The organism is Sphingomonas gellani (assembly GCF_900110035.1).
GTDB lineage: Bacteria > Pseudomonadota > Alphaproteobacteria > Sphingomonadales > Sphingomonadaceae > Sphingomonas > Sphingomonas gellani.
Map to the genome: position 1 here is coordinate 155,593 of NZ_FOCF01000008.1, position 20,944 is coordinate 176,536.

The window sequence follows — 20,944 nt, forward strand, 5'->3', positions numbered from 1 at the left end:
GACAGGTTCGCTGCCCTAGAGCGGCTCTTGCGGATGAGGTGTGTTTCGGGATTTTTCCCCCTGTTGCCCGGAACATGATCGCTTCCCGCCTGCGTGACGAACGCCAGGTCGGCCCTCGCTCCATGCCCCCGGAGCGGGGGCCTTTCTGCGCAGGGCGGAGAGCGCCGTCCCGGCGCCACGCGCCCGAGCACGGCCGACGTGGCAACGCCACGATCGACGGCGCGGCTTTGCCGCGACGCGCAGGGCGGAGAGCGCCGCCCCGGCGCCACGCGCACCAGCTCGGGCGATATGGCAAAGCCATGATCGATGGCGCGGCTTTGCCGCGACGCCGGACCTACACCACGCGCCGACCAGTTTAACAGCGCAACCCCTCTACGTCCCACAACCCACAGGTGACGCGCACGCCCGCAGACCCTACATGGCGCGGCGTGAAGATCGTGTCCTGGAACATCAACTCGGTGCGCTTTCGCATCGACATCGTCGAACGCTTCCTGCGGGAGGTCGCACCGGACATCCTGTGCCTTCAGGAAACAAAGGTGATCGACGGCGACTTTCCGCTAAGCGCGTTCCACGCGCTGGGGTACGAACACGTTGTCCTGCATGGCCAGCGCATGCATCACGGCGTCGCGATCCTGAGCCGGGTGCCGATCGTGGAGGACGATCGCCTCGACTGGCAGGCGAACCGGGAGGCGCGGCACGTCGGCGTGCGGCTGCCCAACGGCGTGCGGTTGGAAAATGTGTACGTGCCCGCCGGCGGTGACGTGCCCGACCGGGAGGCGAACCCGAAATTCGGGCAGAAGCTCGACTTCGTGGAGCGCATGACCCGCTGGTCGGAGAGGCTGGATTGCCCGACGATCCTAGTCGGCGACTTCAACATCGCGCCGCTCGAGGCGGATGTATGGAGCCACAAGCAGCTGCTCGGCGTCGTTAGCCATACGCCGATCGAGGTGGAGGCGCTCAACAGGCTCCAGGCGTCGAACAGCTGGGTCGATCTGGGTCGCCACTTCCACCCCGCGCCGGAGCGGTTGTTCACCTGGTGGAGTTACCGCGCGAAGGATTGGGCCGCGTCCGATCGCGGGCGACGGCTCGATCATATGTGGGCGACCGCCCATGTCGCCGCGCAGGCCCAGCGGCACGCGGTGTTCGAGGATTGCCGGTCGTGGCTGAAGCCGTCCGATCACGTCCCGATCATGACCGAGTTCGCATGGTAGGCGACGTCATCAACGGCGATGGCCATGCGGCCGCACGCGCGATCGACGCGATGCGGCGCGGCTGGCCAATCGCGGTCGGACCGCTGCGGCTGCTGGCGGTGGAAACGGCCGATGCAGAGCGGCTGGGGCGGTTCGATCCGACGGAGGCGGCGGATCTGCTGATCTCCGCCGGGCGAGCCGGCACGCTGAAACTGTCCAACCAGCTCGCCGCCGCCGATCCGGATGCCCCTGTGCTGGTCGCGCGCGCGCCGTGGATCGACATGGCGGCCGCGGTGGCACTCGCCGATCCGCAATTCGACCTGGCGACGCCGCTGAAGGGGCCGTTTCGCGCGCTGCCCTTGACCCATGGCGATGCGGCCGCGGCGGGGTTGCGACTGGCGCGCATCGCGGGGCTGCTGCCCGCCTTTTTCGTGGGCGGATCGGGCGCGGTGGAGGCCAGCGTCACCGCCGCAGACATCGTGGCGCATGAGGATCCGGCGCGGCTTGCGATCGCGACGCGTGCGCGCCTGCCCGTCGCGGGCGCGGAGCATGCGGAGATCGTCGCCTTTCGCTCACCGGACAGCGCGGACGAGCATATCGCGCTGGTGATCGGCCAGCCTGATGGTCGACCGCCACTGGTGCGGTTGCACAGCGAATGCCTGACGGGCGATGTGCTCGGCAGCCTGAAATGCGATTGCGGGCCGCAACTGCACGCCGCGATCCATGCCATCGCGGACACCGGCTGGGGCGTGCTGCTCTATCTGCGGCAGGAGGGGCGCGGCATCGGCCTGGTCAACAAGCTGCGCGCCTATGCCCTGCAGGACCAGGGGTTCGATACCGTGGATGCGAACACGCGTCTGGGCTTCGCGATCGATGCGCGCGACTTCGGCGTGGCCGGGCGGATGCTGACGCTGCTGGGACAGGATCGCGTGCGGTTGCTGACCAACAATCCCGCCAAGGTCGCCGGCCTGACGGCGGCGGGGGTGGAGGTGGTGGAGCGGGTTCCGCACCACCTGCCGCCGAACCCGCACAATGAGCGTTATCTCGCGACCAAGCGCGACCGTACGGGGCATCAGTTCTGAACGCGGACACGCCCGGCGGACCCGTGGACGCGCGCCCGCGCCGTTTGGCGGTGGTGTTCGGCGCGGCGGTGCGTGCCGATGGCGGCGCCAGCCCGACCCTGGCGCGGCGGGTCGGCCATGCCGCGGCACTGGCGCAGCGCGACCCGTCGGTCGACCTGTTCTGCTCGGGCGGAGTGGGCCGTTATCCGCCTGCCGAGGCTGAGGTGATGGCGGCGCTGCTCGACGGGCTGGTCGCGCCGGAGCGGGTGATCCTCGACACGGAGAGCCGCGACACTCTGGAAAGCGTCCGCGCGGCGGCGGCGCTGGTGCGCGACGGTGGCTATGCCGAGTGCCTCGCCTGCACCGACCCGTACCACCAACCTCGCGTCCGCATGCTGTTCGCGATGCAAGGCGTGCGGTGTCGCCCGCTCCCCTTTTCCGATCGAGGGCCGAGCCCGCTGCGCCGTCGCATGTGGATGCGAGAGGCGGCGGCGGTGCCCTACGACCTGGTCGCGGGGCTGCGCGCGGCATGGCGCGATCGGCGGGGGCGGTCCTGATGTCGCTGGTCGAGCTTGGTCGTTTCCCGCGCATCGAGGCACATGTGATCGTCGGGCGACTGGACAGTGAGGGCATCGACGCGGTCGCGTTCGACGGAAATGCCTCCATCGTCGAGGGATCGTGGCTGCTGATCCCGGTCAGGGTCATGGTCCATGCCGACGATCTGGACCACGCCCGGCGCATTCTGGACACGCCTGCCTGAAAAAGCGGCAACTGCCTCCGCCTGCTTGAAAAACAGGCGGCCCCTGCTGCCCGCATGCTGCTCAATGTAGCGCTCGCACCCGCTAAACGGGTTGGCACGGCAATTGCTTAACGATCCCCGGGGCATCAGCAACGAGGGGACAGGGGTGAAGCTGGTCATCGCCATTATCAAGCCGTTCAAGCTGGACGAGGTGCGCGAAGCGCTCACCGCCATCGGCGTGGCCGGCATGACCGCCACGGAGGTCAAGGGTTTCGGCCGGCAGAAGGGCCAGACCGAGATCTATCGCGGGGCCGAGTACAGCACCAACATGGTGCCCAAGATCAAGGTGGAGGTCGCGTGTTCCGCCGATCTGGCCGACCGGGTGGTCGAGGCGATCCAGTCGTCCGCGCACACCGGCGCGATCGGCGACGGCAAGATCTTCGTTCTGGATGTCGGACAGGCCGTGCGCATCCGCACCGGCGAAACCGACGATACCGCACTCTGAGGGGGGGTGAACCGCATGACATCAGCCATCAAGCCGGCGGTGGGGCCGGTCCTCCGGATCGCGGGCGCGCTGGCGCTGGGCGCCGGCCTCGCCTGGGCGGCACCGGTGCTGGCACAGGCCGCACCGGGCGCCGCCGCACCGCTGCAGGCACCGCCCGCCGCGCCCACCGGCGTCGTCAACAAGGGTGACACGGCGTGGATGATGACGTCCACGCTGCTGGTGCTGATGATGATCCTGCCCGGTCTCGCGCTGTTCTATGGTGGCCTGACGCGTGCCAAGAACATGCTGTCCACCATGACGCAGATCGGCGCGGTGGCATGCCTCGCGATGCTGATCTGGGTGATCTACGGCTACAGCCTGGCATTCGGTCCGGACGTGTCGAGCGCCGGCCTGTCCAATGTCATCGCCAGCCTGGACAAGGCGTTCCTGCGCGGCGTCACCTCCGCCAGCCAGTCCGCCACCTTCACCACCGGGGTCGAGATCCCCGAATATGTATTCATATGTTTCCAGATGACCTTTGCCGCCATCACGGTCGCGCTGGTGCTGGGGTCGGTGGTCGAGCGGATGAAGTTTTCCGCCGTGATGGCGTTCGCCGCGGTGTGGCTGACCATCGTCTACTTCCCGATCGCGCACATGGTGTGGGCGTCGTCGGGTGTGTTCTACAAGGCCGGCGCGCTGGACTTCGCGGGCGGCACGGTGGTGCACATCAACGCCGGCGTATCGGCGCTGGTCGCCAGCGTGATGCTGGGCAAGCGCATGGGCTACCCCCACACGCCGATGCCCCCGCACTCCCTGACGCTGACCGGCGTCGGTACGGGCCTTTTGTGGGTCGGCTGGTTCGGGTTCAACGCCGGCTCCGCGCTGGAGGCGAACGGTTCGGCGGGCCTGGCGATGATCAACACCTTTGTCGCCACCGCCTCCGCCGCTCTTGCCTGGATGCTGATCGAGCGGGCGCGTGGCCACAAGGGGTCGGCCCTGGGCTTTTGCTCGGGCATCGTCGCCGGTCTGGTCGCGGTGACGCCGGCGGCCGGTAATTCGGGCCCGTTCGGCGCGATCGTGCTGGGCGCGGTCGCCAGCGTCATCTGCTTCTTCGCGGTGTCGGTGCTGAAGCCGCGCATGGGCTATGACGACGCGCTCGACGCGTTCGGCGTCCACGGCATCGGCGGCATGATCGGCGCGGTCGGCACCGCGATCGTCTACGCCCCCTCGCTGGGCGGGCCGGGTGCCGCCGACTACGTCATGGGCGCCAAGCTGCTGGTCCAGGTCGAGGCGGTGGTGACCACCATTATCTGGTCCACCATCGGCACCGCGATCGCGATCACCATCGCCAAGGTCCTGACCGGCCTGCGTGTGTCGCCCGAGGTGGAGGCCGAGGGCCTCGACATCGGCGAGCATGGTGAGCGCGCCTACAACAGTTGACCCTTTCCGGCCGGGCGGCGTGGTGCCGCCCGGTCGCCACGATGTTCCTCCTGCGGACGACCTGGGCCCGGCATGGCGACATGCCGGGCCATTTTTTGTGAACCTACTGCGATAGCCTTTGAAGGTTTCTAAAGAATCGCCGTTTACCATCGCGATCCCGGGGGTGAGACATGCCGGACCTGTCGACGCTACGATTATGCAGCGTGCTGGCGAGCAGCGCGTTCGCTGGCGTGTTCCTGGTGCTGTGGCGCGGCCGCCGGAGCGAGCGGCACTTGGCGCTATGGGGTGCCGGGGCCGGCTTGTATGCGTGCGTGCTGATCGCGTTGCAGGGGCTGGAGACGTTCTCGCCCTTGCGGGCCGGCCTGGTGATCGCCGCTCTGTCGGCCACCAATTGCCTGATGCTGGGCGGAGTGCGTGCATTCGACGGGCACAGGCCGCTGACCGGATGGATGATCGTGCTGGTCGTGTCGCAAGGCGTGCTCGCAGCGCTGTTCGGCTCGGGAGCGTCCAGCTCCGGCCGCGTGGTCGATGCCATCCTGCTGACGATATCGGTGATCGCATGCGGGTTGCCGTTGGCGCTGGCCCGTCCCGATGACGGCACCCGCGCGACCCGACGCATCGTCGGCGTGGCGTTGCTGGCCTATGTGCCGGGGTTCCTGGCCTCTATCGCGCTCGACCTGCGGCTGGGCCCGGACATCAACTGGATTGCCCTGTTGCCGATGCTGTCGGACCAAATGTTGCTGGGCGTGATGAACCTGGCACTGCTCGCCATTCCGGGGCAGCGGTCGCACCATGCCCTGCGTCGGGCGGCGCTGTTCGATCCGCTGACCGGCGCGTGGAACCGCGCGGCGCTGATCCGCAACGAGACAGGGCTGGCACGCGCGGGCAACGCGGCGATCCTGATCGACATCGACCACTTCAAAGCAATCAACGATGCCCATGGCCATGCCGCGGGCGACGCGGTGCTCGTCACCGTGGCGGCATCGCTGCTGCGCGTCGCGGCGACGCGGGCGGGGCGCGTGGTGCGACTGGGCGGCGACGAGTTCCTGCTGGTGTTCCCCGCCACGGACCTGAGCGATGCGAAACAGGTCGCGGAGACGGTGCGCGTCGACGCGTCACGTCCCGCCGACCGCCTGCCCGAACGCTCGGTCAGCCTGGGCATCGCGATGGTCGCGCCGGGGGAGCGGGGGCTGGACGAGCCCATCGCCCGCGCTGACCGTCTGCTCTACCGCGCAAAGGCGGAGGGCAGGAACCGGATCGCCGCGTGATCGCGGGCATGCCCGCATCGGCTTGCCGTGACGGGGGTTGATCGCCTAGCGCATGACCCATGAAACGCGTCGCCATCTATTGCGGATCCGCCACCCCCGCCGACCCCCAATATATCGAGGGCGCCCGCACCATCGGGCGGACACTGGCCGAACGGGGCATCGGTGTCGTCTATGGCGGCGGACGCCTGGGCCTGATGGGGGCGATCGCCGACTCGGCACTGGCGGCCGGGGGCGAGGTGATCGGCGTCATTCCGCAGGCGCTGGTCGATGCGGAGGTTGCGCATCGCGGGCTGACCGAACTGCACGTCGTGCCGGGCATGCATGCGCGCAAGCAGCTGTTCACCGATCTGAGCGACGGCTTCATCACCATTCCCGGCGGCACTGGCACGATGGATGAATTGTGGGAAGCGCTCAGCTGGTCGCAGCTGGGCTATCACTCCGATCCGGTCGGGTTGCTCAACCTGGCCGGCTATTACGACCATCTGGTCGCGTTCTGGGACAAGATGGGAGAGGTGGGCTTCCTGCGTCCGCAGCACCGCGACCTGTTGATCGTTGACGGCACGCTGGATGGCTTGCTGGACAAGATGGCCGCGCATGTGCCGACCCAGCCGATCGTCAGGATGAAGACGACGGACCTGTAAGACGATGAGCGAGGCGAGCCCGTCCCGCGACGCGATCGTCGCCACCGCCCGCGAGTCGATCGCGCGGGGGTCGAAGAGCTTCGCCGCCGCCAGCCTGCTGTTCGATCGGCCGACGCGGGAACGCGCATGGCTGCTCTATGCATGGTGCCGCGCCTGCGACGATATCGCCGACGGGCAGGAGATGGGTCACGGCATGACGCGCGTGTCCGACGCGCCCGCCCGGTTGGAGCGTCTGTCGGCAATGACGGAGGCTGCGCTGGCGGGACAGGTGGTGGGCGACCCCGCGTTCGACGCGTTGCGCATCGTCGCCGCCGAAACGCGCCTGCCGCATGCCTTCGCGCGCGACCTGATCGCCGGCTTCGCCCTGGATGCGGAGGAATGGCGACCGCGCAGCGAGGACGACCTGTTCCGGTATTGCTACCACGTCGCCGGCGTCGTCGGGTGCATGATGGCGGTGATCATGGGCGTCGATCCCGACGATGCGGAGACGCTGGACAGGGCCTGCGACCTGGGCATGGCGTTTCAGCTGGCCAACATCGCCCGCGACCTGGACGAGGACGATCGCGCGGGGCGATGCTACCTGCCTATCGAGTGGCTGGTGGAGATGGACATCCCGCCGGGCGAGCATCTGAAGCCCTTCTTCCGCCCACGCCTGGCGGTGCTGGCGAAGCGGCTGGCGACGCATGCGGCGGCGTTCGAGGAGAGTGCCCGGCGCGGCACGCCGGCCCTGTCGTTCCGGTCTGCCTGGGCGGTCCTGTCCGCCGCGCATATCTATGGTGCGATCGGCCGCGAGGTGGCCAGTCGCGGGGCCCATGCCTGGGATCACCGCGTCACTACGTCGGGCGGTCAGAAACTGGCGTTCATAGCGCGCGCGTTCGTGGAGGCACGGGGCCGCGCCCGACTCTACCCACTCGTACCTCGCGATCCCGATCTATGGACACGGCCCGGGCGCAATTGACCCGGGTGGACCGTGCGGTGCGTCAACCGCGGGGGCGGGGTGCATCCTTCTGCGCGATGGTCAGGCCGTTGACGCGGCAGTTCGCGGCGAGGCTGGGTGCATCCACGTCGCTGTTGCGCGCGAGCATCGTCGGCAGGTCGGCGCGGCACTGAGCCATGGTCTCGTAACGGGCCGGCAGGACGCGTGCTTCCTGGCAACCGAGATTGCCGTCGCCGCAGCCCAGGATGGCCATCACGAAGAACATCGGTTCCATATACGCCTCCACACTCTTGGAGGGAAAAACGGGCTTGACGCGGATGCGTTCCCGTGCCTGACGGCGAGTTGTCCAGTATCGGCACGAGCCGGTTGATAATGGCCGCGCTTACCCCGATCTTCGGGGGCGACGATGCCGCCGATTGATCCCACCGCCACCACCCGCGCCGACCAGCCGCTGTTGCCCACCCTCCGCCGCTTTCTCCCCTATCTGTGGCCGGCCGGTCAGACGGGGCTGAAGGCAAGGATCGTCGGCGCGATGGCGCTGGTGATCGCGTCGAAGCTGCTTCAGGTGTTCGGCGCGGCCTATACGCTGAAATATGCGGTCGACCGGATGGCGGCTGGCGACCGCGGACTGGCGATGCTCGTGATCCTGCTGGTCGTCGGTTATGCGGCGTCGCGGTTCGGCACGACCCTGTTCGACAATCTGCGCAATGCGGTGTTCGAGCGGGTGGGTCAGGACGCGACCCGGCGCCTGTCCGCCAACGTGTTCCGCCACCTGCATGGGCTGTCGCTGCGTTTCCACCTCGAACGGCGGACCGGTGCGGTGACCAAGGTGGTCGAGCGCGGCACCAAGAGCATCGACACGATGCTGTATTTCCTGCTGTTCAACATCGCGCCAACCGTGCTGGAACTGGCGCTGGTGCTCGCGATCTTCGGGCGCAGCTTCGGCTGGCCGATGGCGGCGGCGACCACGGCGATGGTCGCCCTGTATATCGTGTTCACGCGCAAGGTGACCGACTGGCGCAACCACCTGCGCACGCAGATGAACGACCTGGACACCGGCGCCGTCGCGCATGCGGTGGACTCCCTGCTCAATTTCGAGACGGTGAAGTATTTCGGCGCGGAGGAGCGGGAGGCGCGACGCTACGACGCGGCGATCACCGCCTACGCGCGCGCGGCGACCAAGTCGGAGAACAGCCTGGCCTGGCTGAACGTCGGACAGGCGCTGATCACCAACCTGATGCTGGGCGGCGGCATGGCGTTCGTCGCATGGCGATGGAGCCGGGGGCAGGCATCGGCGGGCGACGTGGTGTTCGTGTCCACATTGCTGGCGCAGCTATTCCGGCCGCTCGATCTGCTCGGCATGGTATACCGCACCATCCGGCAGGGCGTGATCGACATGGGCGCGATGTTCGACCTGATCGACACGCCCGCCGAGGTCGTGGATGCGCCGGGCGCACCGGCGCTGGTCATCGGGCCCGGCCATCTGCGTTTCGAGAGCGTCCATTTCGGCTACGAGCCGGAACGCGAGATCCTGAAGGGCATCGACCTCGACGTACCCGCCGGCTCGACGCTGGCGATCGTCGGCCCGTCCGGCGCGGGTAAGTCGACCATCGCGCGGCTGCTCTACCGCTTCTACGACCTGACCGGAGGGCGCATCACGGTAGACGGGCAGGATATCGCCGCTGTGCAACAGGCGTCCCTGCGTGCGCAGGTCGGAATCGTGCCGCAGGACACCGTGCTGTTCAACGACACGGTCTCCTATAACATCGCCTATGGCCGGGAGGGTGCGACCGAGGAGGAGGTCGCCACCGCCGCGCGCGGTGCCGCCATCGCCGGGTTCATCGAGCGCCAGCCGGACGGCTATGCCACCCGCGTCGGCGAGCGGGGGCTGAAGCTGTCGGGTGGCGAGAAGCAGCGCGTGGCGATCGCCCGCACACTGCTCAAGAACCCGCCGATCCTGATCCTGGACGAGGCGACCAGCGCGCTCGACAGCCGGACGGAGGCGGAGATCATGGACACGCTGGAGGCGATCGAGCGCGGCCGCACCACGCTGGTCATCGCGCACCGTCTGTCGACGATCGTCCATGCCGACCAGATCGTGGTGCTGGACGCCGGCCGGGTGGCGGAGCGCGGCACCCACGCCGAACTGCTGCGGCGCGGCGGCCTGTATGCCGAGATGTGGGCCCGTCAGGCGGCCGAGCGGGACGAGGCGCTGGCGGCGGAGTGAAGGGCCTTTTTAGGGTCACTCGTCCGGGTAGCGTGGCGCTTTCCACCGGAGTGTCGCCGATGAAGCTGCTGGTGTTGTTCGCCGCTCTGCCTCTCCTGGGTGCCGCATCGATCCCTGCGCAGGAGGCACCGGTCGGGCATTTTCGCACATGGGCGTCATCCGACCGCAAGGCGCTGATCTTCACGTCGGGTGGTGTCACGGTGCAGGTGGAGGCGCTGCCCTGTCCGGCGAAACCGCCACACAGCGATGACTCGTCGTGCAGTTGGGAAGGGTACAACAATCAGGCGGCGGTCACGGTGTCCGCACTCGGCCTGCCGTCACAACGAACGCTGACGGATGGCGCATCGTCCTATGTCCGGATCGCGGCGGTAAGGCTTCGCCGTGACGATGTTCGCCCGGCGGTGGTGATCGACAGCGAGTCCGGCGGATCGGGGGGCGGCAGCTGGATCACGGTGCTGGCTCCGGACGCTGGTGGGTATCGTTCTGTAGAGCTTCGGCGGGGCGAAGCAGGCGGCGGCATGGACCGGAACCTGCAAGGACAGATCGGGGACAACCCAATCGATCGCACCGGCGACGGTGTGGTCGATTTCGTGGTGCGCGACCCGCGTTTCGATTCGGCGTTCGGTTGCAATGCCTGCACGCCGCGTCCGCCAGTCGTGCTCAGCGTCGTCAATGGGCGGGCGGTCGATTTGTCCGCCGATTCATCCGCGCGCGGTGTGTTCGCGGCGGACATGGCACGCTTGCGCGCCGGCTGCGTATCCTCACAACGAGGTCGCAACGGCATCTGTGCCGCCTATGTCGCGGATGCTGCCCACGCCGGGCGCTTCGATGCGGCATGGGCGACGATGCTGCGCCATTATCAGCGGGATGGTGCCACGCTGTGGCAGGGCTGCGTGAAGCCGCGTCTGCACGGCGTCTGTCCGTCCGACGGCACCACCCATCATGCCGACTTTCCCGCCTCCTTGCGCGCCTTCCTGGTGGCCACCGGCTATCTGACCGCCTGACGGCGCACGAACTGGCAAGGCGCGGTTCACGACCCATATCGCACGCGTTCGCCGGGCGTTTCGCGCCCCTTGGAGTGCGTAATGGCGTTGAACAGCCTGTCCCGGCAGGATCGTATGGTGTCGGTGGCGCTGACCGCCGCGGTGACGGCCATGGTCGGTTGGCTGCTGCTGATCGGGTTGCGGCTGCCCGGCGTTGTGCCGACTGAGGACCCGCTGGCGGTGTTCAGCGTCGTGCCGCCGCGCGAGGTGCCGCATCCCAAGACGGTGCCGGCGCGCAAGCATCAGCGGCGCAAGGCAGGGCGTGCCGCGCCGCCCAATCTGCGCTCCACCGCGACACAGGTGGTCGCCCCGCCGCCGATCGTCCCCGTGCCCGTCCCGCCGCCGGTCGTCGTCGCGCCGGTCGCCAACACGGGTGCGGCACCGACCCAGGGCGCGGCGTTGCGGGCCGGGCCCGGCACCGGCGCGGGCGGGATCGGCGACGGCTTCGGCAGTGGCGGGGATGGCGACGGCGACGGGGATGGCTGGCGCGACGAGACTCCGCCGCGCCGGATCAAGGGCCGCATCAAGGATTCCGATTATCCGAAGGCCGCCGACGATGCAGGCGCCAGCGGCACCGTTTCGGTCCGCATCCGCGTCAACACCGTGGGCCGGGTCGACGAATGCGTGGTCACCGGATCGAGCGGCAGCGCGGTGCTGGACGAGACGACGTGTCGCCTGATCCAGCAACGCTATCGCTACGAGCCGTCGCGTGATGGACAGGGTCGGCCGGTGACGTCCTATGTGGTGTTCGACAACGACTGGTTGATGGAGCGGGAACCCGTGCCGCCGGCACCACCGCGCCGCTAGCGGCGGTGCGCGCGAGCCGATAGGGTCGTCGCTTCACCTTGCAAGGACCGTCGATGCGTCGCCAGCTTCTGCTCACCTGCCTGACCCTGACCCCGCTGTCGCTTTCCGGTGCCGCTCTTTTCGCGCAGACCGCGCCGGCCGGCCCCCGCTATGCGCCCTGGGGTCTGGAGCTGAAGGACATGGACCGGTCGGTGAAGCCGGGGGACGACTTCTTCCGCTATGCCGAGGGGACGTGGCTGAAGACGCATCCGATCCCGTCGGACAAGTCCAGCGCGGGGTACAACTCCGAGCTGCCCGACGAGATCGAGGGCCAGGTCCGCACCATCGTCGAACAGGCGGCGGCGCATCCCGCCAACGCGACGGAGCGCAAGGTCGGCGACTTCTATGCCGCATGGATGGATGAGGGCGGCATCGACGCACGCGGCCTCGCCCCGCTGAAGCCGTACCTGGCGCGTATCGATGCGGTGACGACGCGCGGGGCCCTGGTCCAGTTGATGATGACGCCGGGATATCCGTCGCCGATCAACATCGGGATCCAGGCGGATCAGGACGACCCCACCCGCTATTCCGCCGCCGCCGGTCAGGCGCGGCTGGGCCTGCCAACGCGCGATTATTACCTGCTCAAGGGCGAGAAGTACGACGCGATCCGCCGCGCCTATCGCGATTACCTGATCCGTATCCAGACGCTGGCCGGCCTGTCCGACCCCGCCGCCCGCGCCGACCGCATCATCGCGCTGGAAACCGCGGTCAGCCAGGATCAATGGACGCCAGAGCGGCGGCGCGATCCGGTGGCGACGCATAACCCGATGACGCGCGCCCAGCTGACCAGGCTGGCGCCGGAATTCGACTGGACCCCGACGCTCGCCGCGATGGGGCTGGGCGCGGCGAAGACGGTCGATGTGGCGGAGACGACGGCGGTGACGGCGGCGGGCAAGCGTCTGGGCGACATCCCGTTGTCGACGTGGAAGGAGTGGGTCACCGCCCGCTTCATCAGCGACCACGCGCCGTTCCTGCCCCGCGCGTTCGACCAGGCGAATTTCGCATTCTACAGCAAGACGTTGCGCGACGTGCCTGAACAGCGTGCGCGGTGGAAGCGCGGCATGGGCCTGATCGACGGCGCCCTGGGAGAGGCGGTCGGCGCGATCTATGTCCAGCGGTACTGGAGCCCCGCGACACAGGCCAAGGCGGACGAGCTGGTGTCCGACATGCGCGCCGCGTACAAGGACAGGATCGACGGCGCGACCTGGATGGACACGCCGACCCGCACCGCCGCGCTGGCGAAGCTGGCCAGTTTCGATCCCCGCATCGGCCATCCCAAGCAGTGGATCGATTATTCGACGCTGAAGGTCAGCCGCACCGATCCGCTCGGCAATGCGCTGGCGGCGGACGACTTCCAGTGGCGCCTGCAACTCAAGCGGTTCCCGCTGCCGGTCGATCGCGGGCTGTGGTTCATGACGCCGCAGACGGTGAACGCCTATTACGATCCGACGCTGAACCAGATCACGGTGCCCGCCGCGATCCTGCAACCGCCCTTCTTCGACGCCAGTGCCGATCCGGCGGTGAACTATGCGGAAACGGGCGCGACCACGATCGGGCACGAGATGGGCCACGGCTTCGACGATCAGGGTCGGCAATATGACGACAAGGGTCGCCTGCGCGACTGGTGGACCCCGGCGACGGCGGCCAAGTACAAGGTGCAGGCGGATCGCCTGTCCGACCAGTTCGACACCTATGAACCGATCGCCGGCACGCATATCAAGGGGCGGCTGACGCTGGGCGAGAATCTCGCCGATCTGGGCGGGCTGGAGACGGCCTATGCCGCGTACCGCCGCTATGTGTCGCGCCATGGCGAGCCGCCGGTGCTGGACGGCATGACCGGTGACCAGCGCTTCTTCCTCGCTTATGCCCAGGCGTGGCAGGGCAACACACGCGAGGGGGCGTTGCGCGCGCAACTGCTGTCCAACCCGCACAGCCCCGACAAGTACCGGGTCAACGGCATCGTGCGCAACTTCGGCCCCTGGTACACGGCGTTCGGCGTGAAGCCGGGCGATGCCATGTACCTGCCCCCGGCACAGCGCGTGTCGGTCTGGGGCAGCTGAGCGACCGGCCCGCTGGCCGTTTGGCGAGCGGGCGATGGTCGAATCGTCAATCGTGCGGGTGCCGAAGCTCGATTAAGCGCGCCGCTTCGTCTGCAGCGCGACCACGATCTCGTACGCGTGCATGACAGGCCTCAACATCGCGTTTCGACCTACAGCCAGTACCCGGTGCCCGACTGACCCTCTCGATTGGAGGCTGTGGCCCGCCGAGGCTCGACCCCGCCGCGCACTCTCCCTACATGGCGCGCAATGGTCCCCGACCCGCTTCCCCTACTCGCCAAGGTCTTCGGTTATCCCGCGTTTCGCGGCGTGCAGGCGGAGGTGGTGGAGCGCGTTCTGGCTGGGCGGCGCACGCTGGCCGTAATGCCGACAGGCGCGGGCAAGTCGCTGTGCTACCAATTGCCCGCCGTGATGATGGAGGGGTGCTGCGTCGTGGTGTCGCCGCTGATCGCGCTGATGCACGACCAGCTGCGCGGGGCGGAAGCGGTGGGCATCCGGGCGGCCACGCTGACCAGCGTCGACGAGAACCGGGGCGAGACCATGGCCCGGTTCCGCAACGGCGATCTCGACCTGCTCTATGTTGCGCCGGAACGCGCATCGTCCGGCCACTTCCGCGAGCTGCTGGCAAGTGCGAAGTTGTCGCTGTTCGCGATCGACGAGGCGCATTGCGTCAGCGAATGGGGTCACGACTTCCGCCCCGATTACCGCCTGCTCGAACCGCTGATGGACGCGTTTCCGGACGTGCCGCGCCTGGCGCTGACCGCGACCGCCGACGCGCATACCCGCGCAGACATCGCGAAACAGCTGGGCATTTCGGCCGACGGCACCATAGTGTCCGGGTTCGACCGGCCCAACATCCGCTACAGCATCAGCCCCAAGGCGAACACCAACCGCCAGATCGCCGACCTGATCGCCGCGACGCCGGGGCCTGGCATTGTCTATGCGCAGACCCGCGCCGCGACCGAAAAGCTGGCGGAGGCGCTGGCGCGCACCGGCCGGCCCACGCGGGCCTATCATGCCGGGCTGGAGCCGCACATCCGCGCCAAGAACCAGGCCGACTTCGTGGCGAGCGAGGACATGGTGATCTGTGCCACCGTCGCGTTCGGCATGGGCATCGACAAGCCCGACGTCCGCTTCGTCGCGCATGCCGGCCTGCCCAAGTCGATCGAGGCCTATTATCAGGAAACCGGCCGCGCGGGTCGCGACGGCGATCCGTCGGTCGCGCACCTGTTCTGGGGCGCGGAGGACTTCGCCCGCGCCCGCCAACGCATCGGCGAAGTGGAGCCGGAGCGGCAGGCGGGGGAACGCGCGCGGCTGCAATCGCTGGCCGCGCTGGTCGAGACGGCCGGTTGCCGCCGCCGCATCCTGCTCCGCCATTTCGGGGAGGATCTGGCGGAGGATTGCGGCAATTGCGACAATTGCCTGGGCTCCCCCGATGCGGTCGACGCGACGGAAACCGCGCGTAAGTTCCTGTCGGCGGTGTTCCGCACCGGCCAGATGTTCGGCGCGGGCTATATCGAAAGCGTGCTGACCGGCCAGTCGAGCGAGCGGTCGCTGATGAACGGTCACGAGGCGCTGTCGGTGTGGAACATCGTGTCGGGTGAGGAGGTGGCGCTGTTGAAGCCGGTTGGGCGCGCGCTGCTGCTGCGCGATGCGTTGCGCACCAATCCGCATGGCGGGCTGGAATTCGGTCCCGCCGCGCGCGCCATCCTGAAGGGGGAGGCGCGGGTATCGCTGATCGTCCCGGCGCCGCGTGAGAAGCGCCGACGGCGCAGCGCGCCGGTCGCCGGCAACCCCGCCGACAATCCCCTGTTCGAGGCATTGCGGGAGCGGCGGCGGACGCTGGCCAAGGACGCCGGCGTGCCGCCGTACGTGATCTTCCACGACTCTGTACTGCGCGACATGGCGGCGCGGCGGCCGGGGAGCCGGGCCGAACTGGCGCTGCTCAGCGGCATCGGCGCGCGGAAGCTGGATGCTTACGGCGACGCGTTCCTGAATGTGATCCGAGCCGCCGCCTGATTCCGGCGACATTTTCGCAAAGCTCGGCGCAACGACGTGTCCTTCGCGCTCCACCTACCCGCTAAGCGGCCCCGTCCGCCGCACCGCCGGATGACTCCGCAGTGCGGGCTCCCCATTTCATTGAACGGGGCGAACAGGAACGATTTTCGGAGAGAACACCATGATCGCATTTCGCAAGACGACCCTCGCCATCACTGCTTCCGCTGGCCTGATGGCACTGCCTGCTGTGGCCCAGACCACCAGTCCGCAGACCACGCCGCAGCCGGGCGCCACGACCACGGCACCCGACCCAACGGCCACGACTCCAGTCGATCCGTCAGCGACGGTGACCCCGTCGACCTCGACGCAGGACACGACCACTGCGCCGACGAGCGCGGACACCACGACGCCGGCGACCGACAGCGCGACGGCGACGACCGACGGCACGGACCAGTCCGCCACCACGGGCAAGAAGCACAAGAAGAACCGCCACTAATCACGCGGGTGCAGGACGGGGCGGGGCGGAGCGATCCGCCTCGCCCTTGTTTTTTCATACGAGACTACGGCCCCTCGCCGCTGCTTCCATTGCCGGTCTGTCGAACGCGTGCTCGGCATAAGGGCCGTTACGATCTACCCAGTGCAGGAAAAGGTGCGCGGACCAACTGTTCGGATTTGGCTCCAGCCGGCCATGCCTATGATGGACGCCCTGATAGAGCACTCCATCGCCCGGTTTCATCGCCATTGATCCGTAAGGGTTGCCGCCGAAATCGTCAGCGACGGACGCGTTGGGTTCGGAACGCTGGGTTTCTACAGACAAGGCCCAGGGCTTGTCGTCACCATAGGCAATAGTGAGGGACAGGCTGTGCTCGCAGGCAAAGCGATCATGGTGCACCCGACAAACGTCACCCTGCTGATATGCACGAAAATAGGCATAAGTGGGTAAGACCTCACGTCCTGTCGCAAGCGCGATCCGGGGGGTCAAACCCCACAATAGTCCCAGCATCGGCGGGTAAGCGTAGCCGTATACCTCGATCGCCTGCCGACGGAGCAGGGGGCCTTGGGCCGTGAAGCTGCCCAACGGCTTGCCCGCGCGTTGCAGATCGGCCTGCATACGATTGTAAAAGGTAAGTAGAACCTCTGGCGGGAAGAGCCTGTCGAGCAGGGCATAGCCGTCGGAATGGTATGAGGCGGGCACAGCGTCGGGACTTCCCATCATCGAGTGATGCCCGGCCCCCAAGCGCCACGCAAGTAAACAGCCGGACGTTTAACTCTACGATCGTATAGATAGCGTCGGCGTGGAGGACGAACCGGTTCAATCCCGCCTCGCCCTGCGCTAGGGGTGGTGCATGGCCACCATCCGTCAACTCAACGAAACCGTCGCCGTCGCGCCGCAGATCGCGCCCGATGACCTTGCCGAGATCAAGGCCGCGGGGTTCGTGGCGATCGTCAACAATCGGCCTGACGACGAGGAGCCGGGTCAGCCATCCGGTGAGTCGATCCGTGCTGCGGCCGAGGCAGCCGGGCTGTCCTATGCCGCCATTCCCGTAACCGGCGCAGGGTTCAGCCATCCGCAGCTGGACGCGATGGCGCGCGCATTGGTCGATGCGGGCGGGCCGGTCCTGGCGTATTGCCGTTCGGGGACGCGCAGCTGCAACCTGTGGGCGCTGGCCGCGGCCAAGGGGGGGCGCAATCCCCGGCTGTTGGCGATGCAGGCCGAACAGGCCGGGTACGACCTGACCAACATCCGCCCCATGCTCGACGCACTGGCGGGCGCCAGCCCGTCGGGGGACGAGGATGGAGATGCTGGCGCGCGATGAAGCACGCCGTGATACCGGGCTGGGCCATGGCCGCCACGGGGTCGGCGGTGCTGGTGCTGATCGTCGTTTGTGTCGCGGTCCTGGTCTGGCGTCGGCGCGACCGCCATATCGGCAGCCCGGAAGAGGTTGCGGAGGCGGCGGAACAAGGGCTGTCCGGCTTCGAGACCGTGGACGCGGTCGTGGGTGCCGATGGTTCGGGCGCGCTGGCGGTGGGACGCGACGGCCGCATCGCCGCCGCCAAGCGTCGCGGCAAGCGGATCGCGGTGCGCGAGGTGCCGTGGCAGGCGGTGCGCTCCACCGCCGCCGGAATCCTGGTCGAAACCGATGAGCCGCGATTCGGCCGGGTGATCCTGACCGGGGTCGACGTACTCGACATCCGCCGCCTTGCGCCGTCCGTGGAGCGGCGCCGGCTGGCGTCCTGAGCACGTCCGCAACGCGACGGCGGGAAGGATGGCGGGAAAAGCGTTCCCGCCGCTGATCTAAAGCGTCGCATCCGCCGCTATTATGGCGTGCGCCATGCCAGCGTCGTTGCGCGTCAGCGCACGCTTTCCAGCATCAGCTTCGCCGTCGCCTTGGCGCTGCCGACCACGCCCGGTATGCCGGCGCCTGGATGCGTACCTGCCCCCACGAAGAACAGGTTGGGCGTGTGGTCGTCGCGGTTGTGGACGCGGAAATAGGCGCTTTGCGTCAGGATCGGCTCCAGGCTGAATGCGGAGCCCTGATGCGCCGCCAGATCGCGACCGAAATCCTTTGGCGTGTAGCTGAACTTGGTCACGATGCGGCTGTGGATGTCGGGGATCAACCGCCGCCCGATCTCGTCCAGGATGCGCTTTTCCAGGATCGGCCCGATCTCGTCCCAATCGACCGGGAACTTGCCCAGATGCGGCACCGGCGCCAGCGCGTAGAAGGTCGAATGGCCCTCCGGCGCCAGCGACGGGTCGGTGACGGTCGGATGGTGGAGATACAGCGAGAAGTCCTGAGACAGCACGCCATGGTCGTAAATGTCGCTGAGCAGCCCCTTGTAGCGCGGCCCGAACAGGATCATGTGATGCGGGATGCCGGGCCAGGTGCCCTGGATGCCGAAATGCACCACGAACAGCGACGGGGAGAAGCGCTTTCGCTCCAGCCCGGCCAGCGTCCGCTGTGCGGAGCGAGAGGTGGACAGCAGGTCGCGATAGGTGTGGATGATGTCGCCGTTCGACGCCACCGCATCGGCCTGTCCGATCCAGCCCGAACGCGTCGTGACGCCCGTCACCCGGTCGCCCAGCGTGTCGATGCTGACCACCGGGTCGCCCAGTCGGATCACGCCGCCCAGCCGCTCGAAATGCTTCACCATCCCGGCGACCAGCCGGTTGGTGCCGCCGCGCGTGAACCACACGCCGCCATCGCGTTCCAGCTTGTGGATCAGCGCATAGATCGCGCTGGTCGTCATCGGGTTGCCGCCGACCAGCAGGGTGTGGAAGCTGAGCGCCTCGCGCAGCTTCTCGTTCTTCACGAAGCTGGACACGATCGAATAAACCGACCGCCACGCCTGGTACTTGGCCAGCGCGGGTGCGGCGCGGATCATGGAGGCGAAGTCGAGGAACGCCTCGTGCCCCAGCTTCTCATACCCCTCGCGGAACACGCCGGCGGAATATTCGAGGAAGCGCGCATAGCCCGCGACATCGTCGGGGTTCAGCTTCGCGATTTCGGCGCGCAGCAGCGCATCGTCGTTGGTGTAGTCGAAATTGGTGCCGTCGACCCAGTTGAGGCGGTAGAAGGGCAGCACCGGCTGCAGCTCCACATCCTCGCGCATCTGTCGGCCGGTCAGCTGCCACAATTCTTCCAGGCAGGCAGGATCGGTGATGACGGTCGGACCGGCGTCGAAGGTGAAGCCGTCGCGTTCCCAGTAATAGGCGCGGCCACCCGGCCGATCGCGCGACTCGACGATGGTGGTCGCAACCCCGGCCGATTGCAGCCGGATGGCCAGCGCCAGCCCGCCAAAGCCGGACCCGACGACGATCGCGCGCTTCATGCCCGCGCTCCCGCGCCGAAGCCGGTCAGGGCCCGCACCGCGCGCATGATCGGCACCGGTGGCCGGCCGGTCAGAATTCTCGCCTTGTCGCTCACAGTCGATGTTCCCGCATAGAACCGACCTATAAGGCCGGGTTGAAGCCTGTAGAAGCGTTCCAGTACCCGGTACCGGTCGGCCGGTTCCGCCGCCTTGAACAACATGGTGTCCAGCATCCGGTAGAAGCCGCGGCGGCGCCAGCTGCGCCGGGCCAGCGCGTGGGTGGCGTCATGCAGGCCGTCCGCCGAAAAGTCCCGGCGGTTCGCCAGCATCGCGGCGGTGCGTACCGCGTCGGGCAGCGAATAGCCGGTGGTCGGGTGGAACAGGCCGGCGCGCATGCCGATCTTCGCCACCCTGTTGCCGCCGGATCGCCAATATTCCTCGAAATCGCCGCCCATCGCGACCGGCAGCACACCTGCCTCCTCGCGGTCCACCCGCCGCGTCACCCAACCGCGCGCCGTTGCATAGGCGTCGATCCGTTCGCGCAGGGTCGCAGCATCCAGGTCGGGCGTGTCGCTGTAATAGGTGTCCTCCAGGAACACGCGCTTCGGCTTGAACGGCAGGGCGTACATGAAGCGGTATCCGTCGATCTGCGCCACCGTCGCGTCCATGACGATCGGGGTGTCGAGTTCATGCGGCGCGTCGAGCTTGATCTCGCGCCCGACGAACTTCTGCCAGCCCAGCTCCAGCAGCGACAGGTCGCCGGTGCCGCGCGCATCGATCACCGCCCGCGCCTCGATCCGGTCGCCGTCGGACAGCACGGCCGCGGTGGGAGAGGCGGCCAGCACCCGTCGCCCGGTCATCACCGCGTGGGCCGGCAATATGCGCCGCACCTCCGCGTCCAGCCTGATGCTTTCGATCGAGTAATAGGGCTGGGCGATGCTGCGCCGGTGCGCCGGAAAGGCGACCTGGTATCCGGGCCAGGCATGCGCGACGAGTGGCGCCACCAGCGGGCGGTCGTCGGCGGAGACGTCGCTGCCGAAAAAGGACCATAGGTGATTGCCGCCGATGCGGTTCGACGATTCCACCAGGCACAGGTCCAGCGTCGGGTGCCTTGCCCGGATCGCCATGGCGGCCAGCCCGCCGGCCAGACCGCCGCCCAGGATCGCCAGGTCGCAGGAGATCGTCGATGCCATCGCCACCGCC

The 20,944-nt window shown here is 68.0% G+C and carries 21 protein-coding genes; 17 read left to right on the forward strand and 4 right to left on the reverse strand.

Translation table 11 applies throughout. The features are described 5' to 3' along the window. Positions 1-428 precede the first annotated feature (428 nt). The 9 genes from xth (at position 429) to BMX37_RS15065 (ending at position 7,781) form a co-directional block, all read left to right on the forward strand. On the forward strand, positions 429-1,211 hold the full coding sequence (gene xth / locus BMX37_RS15025) for an exodeoxyribonuclease III (RefSeq protein WP_093666567.1): 783 nt from the start codon (positions 429-431) through the stop codon (positions 1,209-1,211). Next, on the forward strand, positions 1,205-2,272 hold the full coding sequence (ribA, locus tag BMX37_RS15030) for a GTP cyclohydrolase II (protein ID WP_093666568.1): 1,068 nt from the start codon (positions 1,205-1,207) through the stop codon (positions 2,270-2,272). The genes xth and ribA overlap by 7 nt, the downstream gene beginning before the upstream one ends. A gap of 23 nt (positions 2,273-2,295) precedes the next feature. Beyond that, on the forward strand, positions 2,296-2,808 hold the full coding sequence (locus BMX37_RS15035; RefSeq protein ID WP_170841992.1) for a YdcF family protein: 513 nt from the start codon (positions 2,296-2,298) through the stop codon (positions 2,806-2,808). Further along, positions 2,808-3,011: a putative signal transducing protein gene (locus BMX37_RS15040; RefSeq protein WP_093666628.1), complete on the forward strand. Its 204-nt coding sequence runs from the start codon at positions 2,808-2,810 to the stop codon at positions 3,009-3,011. The genes BMX37_RS15035 and BMX37_RS15040 overlap by 1 nt, the downstream gene beginning before the upstream one ends. Positions 3,012-3,156: 145 nt before the next feature. Further along, a complete protein-coding gene (locus BMX37_RS15045) occupies positions 3,157-3,495 on the forward strand; it encodes a P-II family nitrogen regulator (RefSeq protein ID WP_093666570.1) in 339 nt (112 codons plus the stop codon). A gap of 15 nt (positions 3,496-3,510) precedes the next feature. Further along, positions 3,511-4,914 (forward strand): ammonium transporter, encoded by a 1,404-nt coding sequence (locus tag BMX37_RS15050; RefSeq protein ID WP_093666571.1) that lies wholly within the window; start codon positions 3,511-3,513, stop codon positions 4,912-4,914. Between the two features lie 170 nt (positions 4,915-5,084). Then, a complete protein-coding gene (locus BMX37_RS15055; RefSeq protein WP_093666572.1) occupies positions 5,085-6,182 on the forward strand; it encodes a GGDEF domain-containing protein in 1,098 nt (365 codons plus the stop codon). A 59-nt stretch (positions 6,183-6,241) separates the two neighbouring features. Further along, positions 6,242-6,823, forward strand: a complete 582-nt coding sequence (locus tag BMX37_RS15060) for an LOG family protein (RefSeq protein WP_093666573.1) — start codon at positions 6,242-6,244, stop codon at positions 6,821-6,823. Between the two features lie 4 nt (positions 6,824-6,827). Next, positions 6,828-7,781 carry a phytoene/squalene synthase family protein gene (locus BMX37_RS15065; RefSeq protein WP_093666574.1) on the forward strand — a complete coding sequence of 318 codons (954 nt, stop codon included), beginning with the start codon at positions 6,828-6,830 and terminating at the stop codon, positions 7,779-7,781. A gap of 22 nt (positions 7,782-7,803) precedes the next feature. On the opposite strand, the gene BMX37_RS15070 is transcribed toward BMX37_RS15065, so the two are convergent. Continuing rightward, complete coding sequence (locus tag BMX37_RS15070) at positions 7,804-8,034, reverse strand: hypothetical protein (protein ID WP_093666575.1); 231 nt, start codon at positions 8,032-8,034, stop codon at positions 7,804-7,806. A gap of 132 nt (positions 8,035-8,166) precedes the next feature. On the opposite strand from BMX37_RS15070, the gene BMX37_RS15075 reads away from it, so the two are divergent. The 6 genes from BMX37_RS15075 to BMX37_RS15100 all read left to right on the forward strand — a co-directional run bounded on the left by BMX37_RS15075 (position 8,167) and on the right by BMX37_RS15100 (position 16,427). Then, entirely contained in the window at positions 8,167-9,987 is a 1,821-nt protein-coding gene (locus BMX37_RS15075) for an ABCB family ABC transporter ATP-binding protein/permease (RefSeq protein WP_093666576.1), read from the forward strand. Between the two features lie 59 nt (positions 9,988-10,046). Continuing rightward, positions 10,047-10,991 carry a hypothetical protein gene (locus tag BMX37_RS15080; protein ID WP_093666577.1) on the forward strand — a complete coding sequence of 315 codons (945 nt, stop codon included), beginning with the start codon at positions 10,047-10,049 and terminating at the stop codon, positions 10,989-10,991. 81 nt (positions 10,992-11,072) lie between these two features. After that, positions 11,073-11,837 (forward strand): energy transducer TonB, encoded by a 765-nt coding sequence (locus tag BMX37_RS15085; RefSeq protein ID WP_093666578.1) that lies wholly within the window; start codon positions 11,073-11,075, stop codon positions 11,835-11,837. A 53-nt stretch (positions 11,838-11,890) separates the two neighbouring features. Further along, positions 11,891-13,936 (forward strand): M13 family metallopeptidase, encoded by a 2,046-nt coding sequence (locus tag BMX37_RS15090; protein ID WP_093666579.1) that lies wholly within the window; start codon positions 11,891-11,893, stop codon positions 13,934-13,936. Positions 13,937-14,182: 246 nt separating this feature from the next. Further along, positions 14,183-15,952, forward strand: a complete 1,770-nt coding sequence (recQ, locus tag BMX37_RS15095; protein WP_093666580.1) for a DNA helicase RecQ — start codon at positions 14,183-14,185, stop codon at positions 15,950-15,952. Positions 15,953-16,112: 160 nt separating this feature from the next. Next, on the forward strand, positions 16,113-16,427 hold the full coding sequence (locus BMX37_RS15100) for a hypothetical protein (protein ID WP_093666581.1): 315 nt from the start codon (positions 16,113-16,115) through the stop codon (positions 16,425-16,427). A gap of 54 nt (positions 16,428-16,481) precedes the next feature. Here the strand turns inward: BMX37_RS15100 and BMX37_RS15105 are convergent, their stop codons facing one another. Beyond that, on the reverse strand, positions 16,482-17,147 hold the full coding sequence (locus BMX37_RS15105) for a hypothetical protein (RefSeq protein ID WP_244501623.1): 666 nt from the start codon (positions 17,145-17,147) through the stop codon (positions 16,482-16,484). 130 nt (positions 17,148-17,277) lie between these two features. On the opposite strand from BMX37_RS15105, the gene BMX37_RS15110 reads away from it, so the two are divergent. Further along, on the forward strand, positions 17,278-17,748 hold the full coding sequence (locus BMX37_RS15110; protein WP_093666582.1) for a protein tyrosine phosphatase family protein: 471 nt from the start codon (positions 17,278-17,280) through the stop codon (positions 17,746-17,748). Then, positions 17,745-18,170 (forward strand): hypothetical protein, encoded by a 426-nt coding sequence (locus BMX37_RS15115; RefSeq protein ID WP_244501624.1) that lies wholly within the window; start codon positions 17,745-17,747, stop codon positions 18,168-18,170. Before BMX37_RS15110 ends, BMX37_RS15115 begins: the two co-directional genes overlap by 4 nt. Positions 18,171-18,283: 113 nt before the next feature. On the opposite strand, the gene BMX37_RS15120 is transcribed toward BMX37_RS15115, so the two are convergent. Both BMX37_RS15120 and crtY read right to left on the reverse strand, forming a co-directional pair. Further along, a complete protein-coding gene (locus BMX37_RS15120; protein ID WP_093666583.1) occupies positions 18,284-19,762 on the reverse strand; it encodes a phytoene desaturase in 1,479 nt (492 codons plus the stop codon). Further along, positions 19,759-20,934, reverse strand: coding sequence for a lycopene beta-cyclase CrtY (gene crtY / locus BMX37_RS15125; RefSeq protein WP_093666584.1), 1,176 nt, complete (start codon positions 20,932-20,934; stop codon positions 19,759-19,761). Before crtY ends, BMX37_RS15120 begins: the two co-directional genes overlap by 4 nt. Positions 20,935-20,944 lie beyond the last annotated feature (10 nt).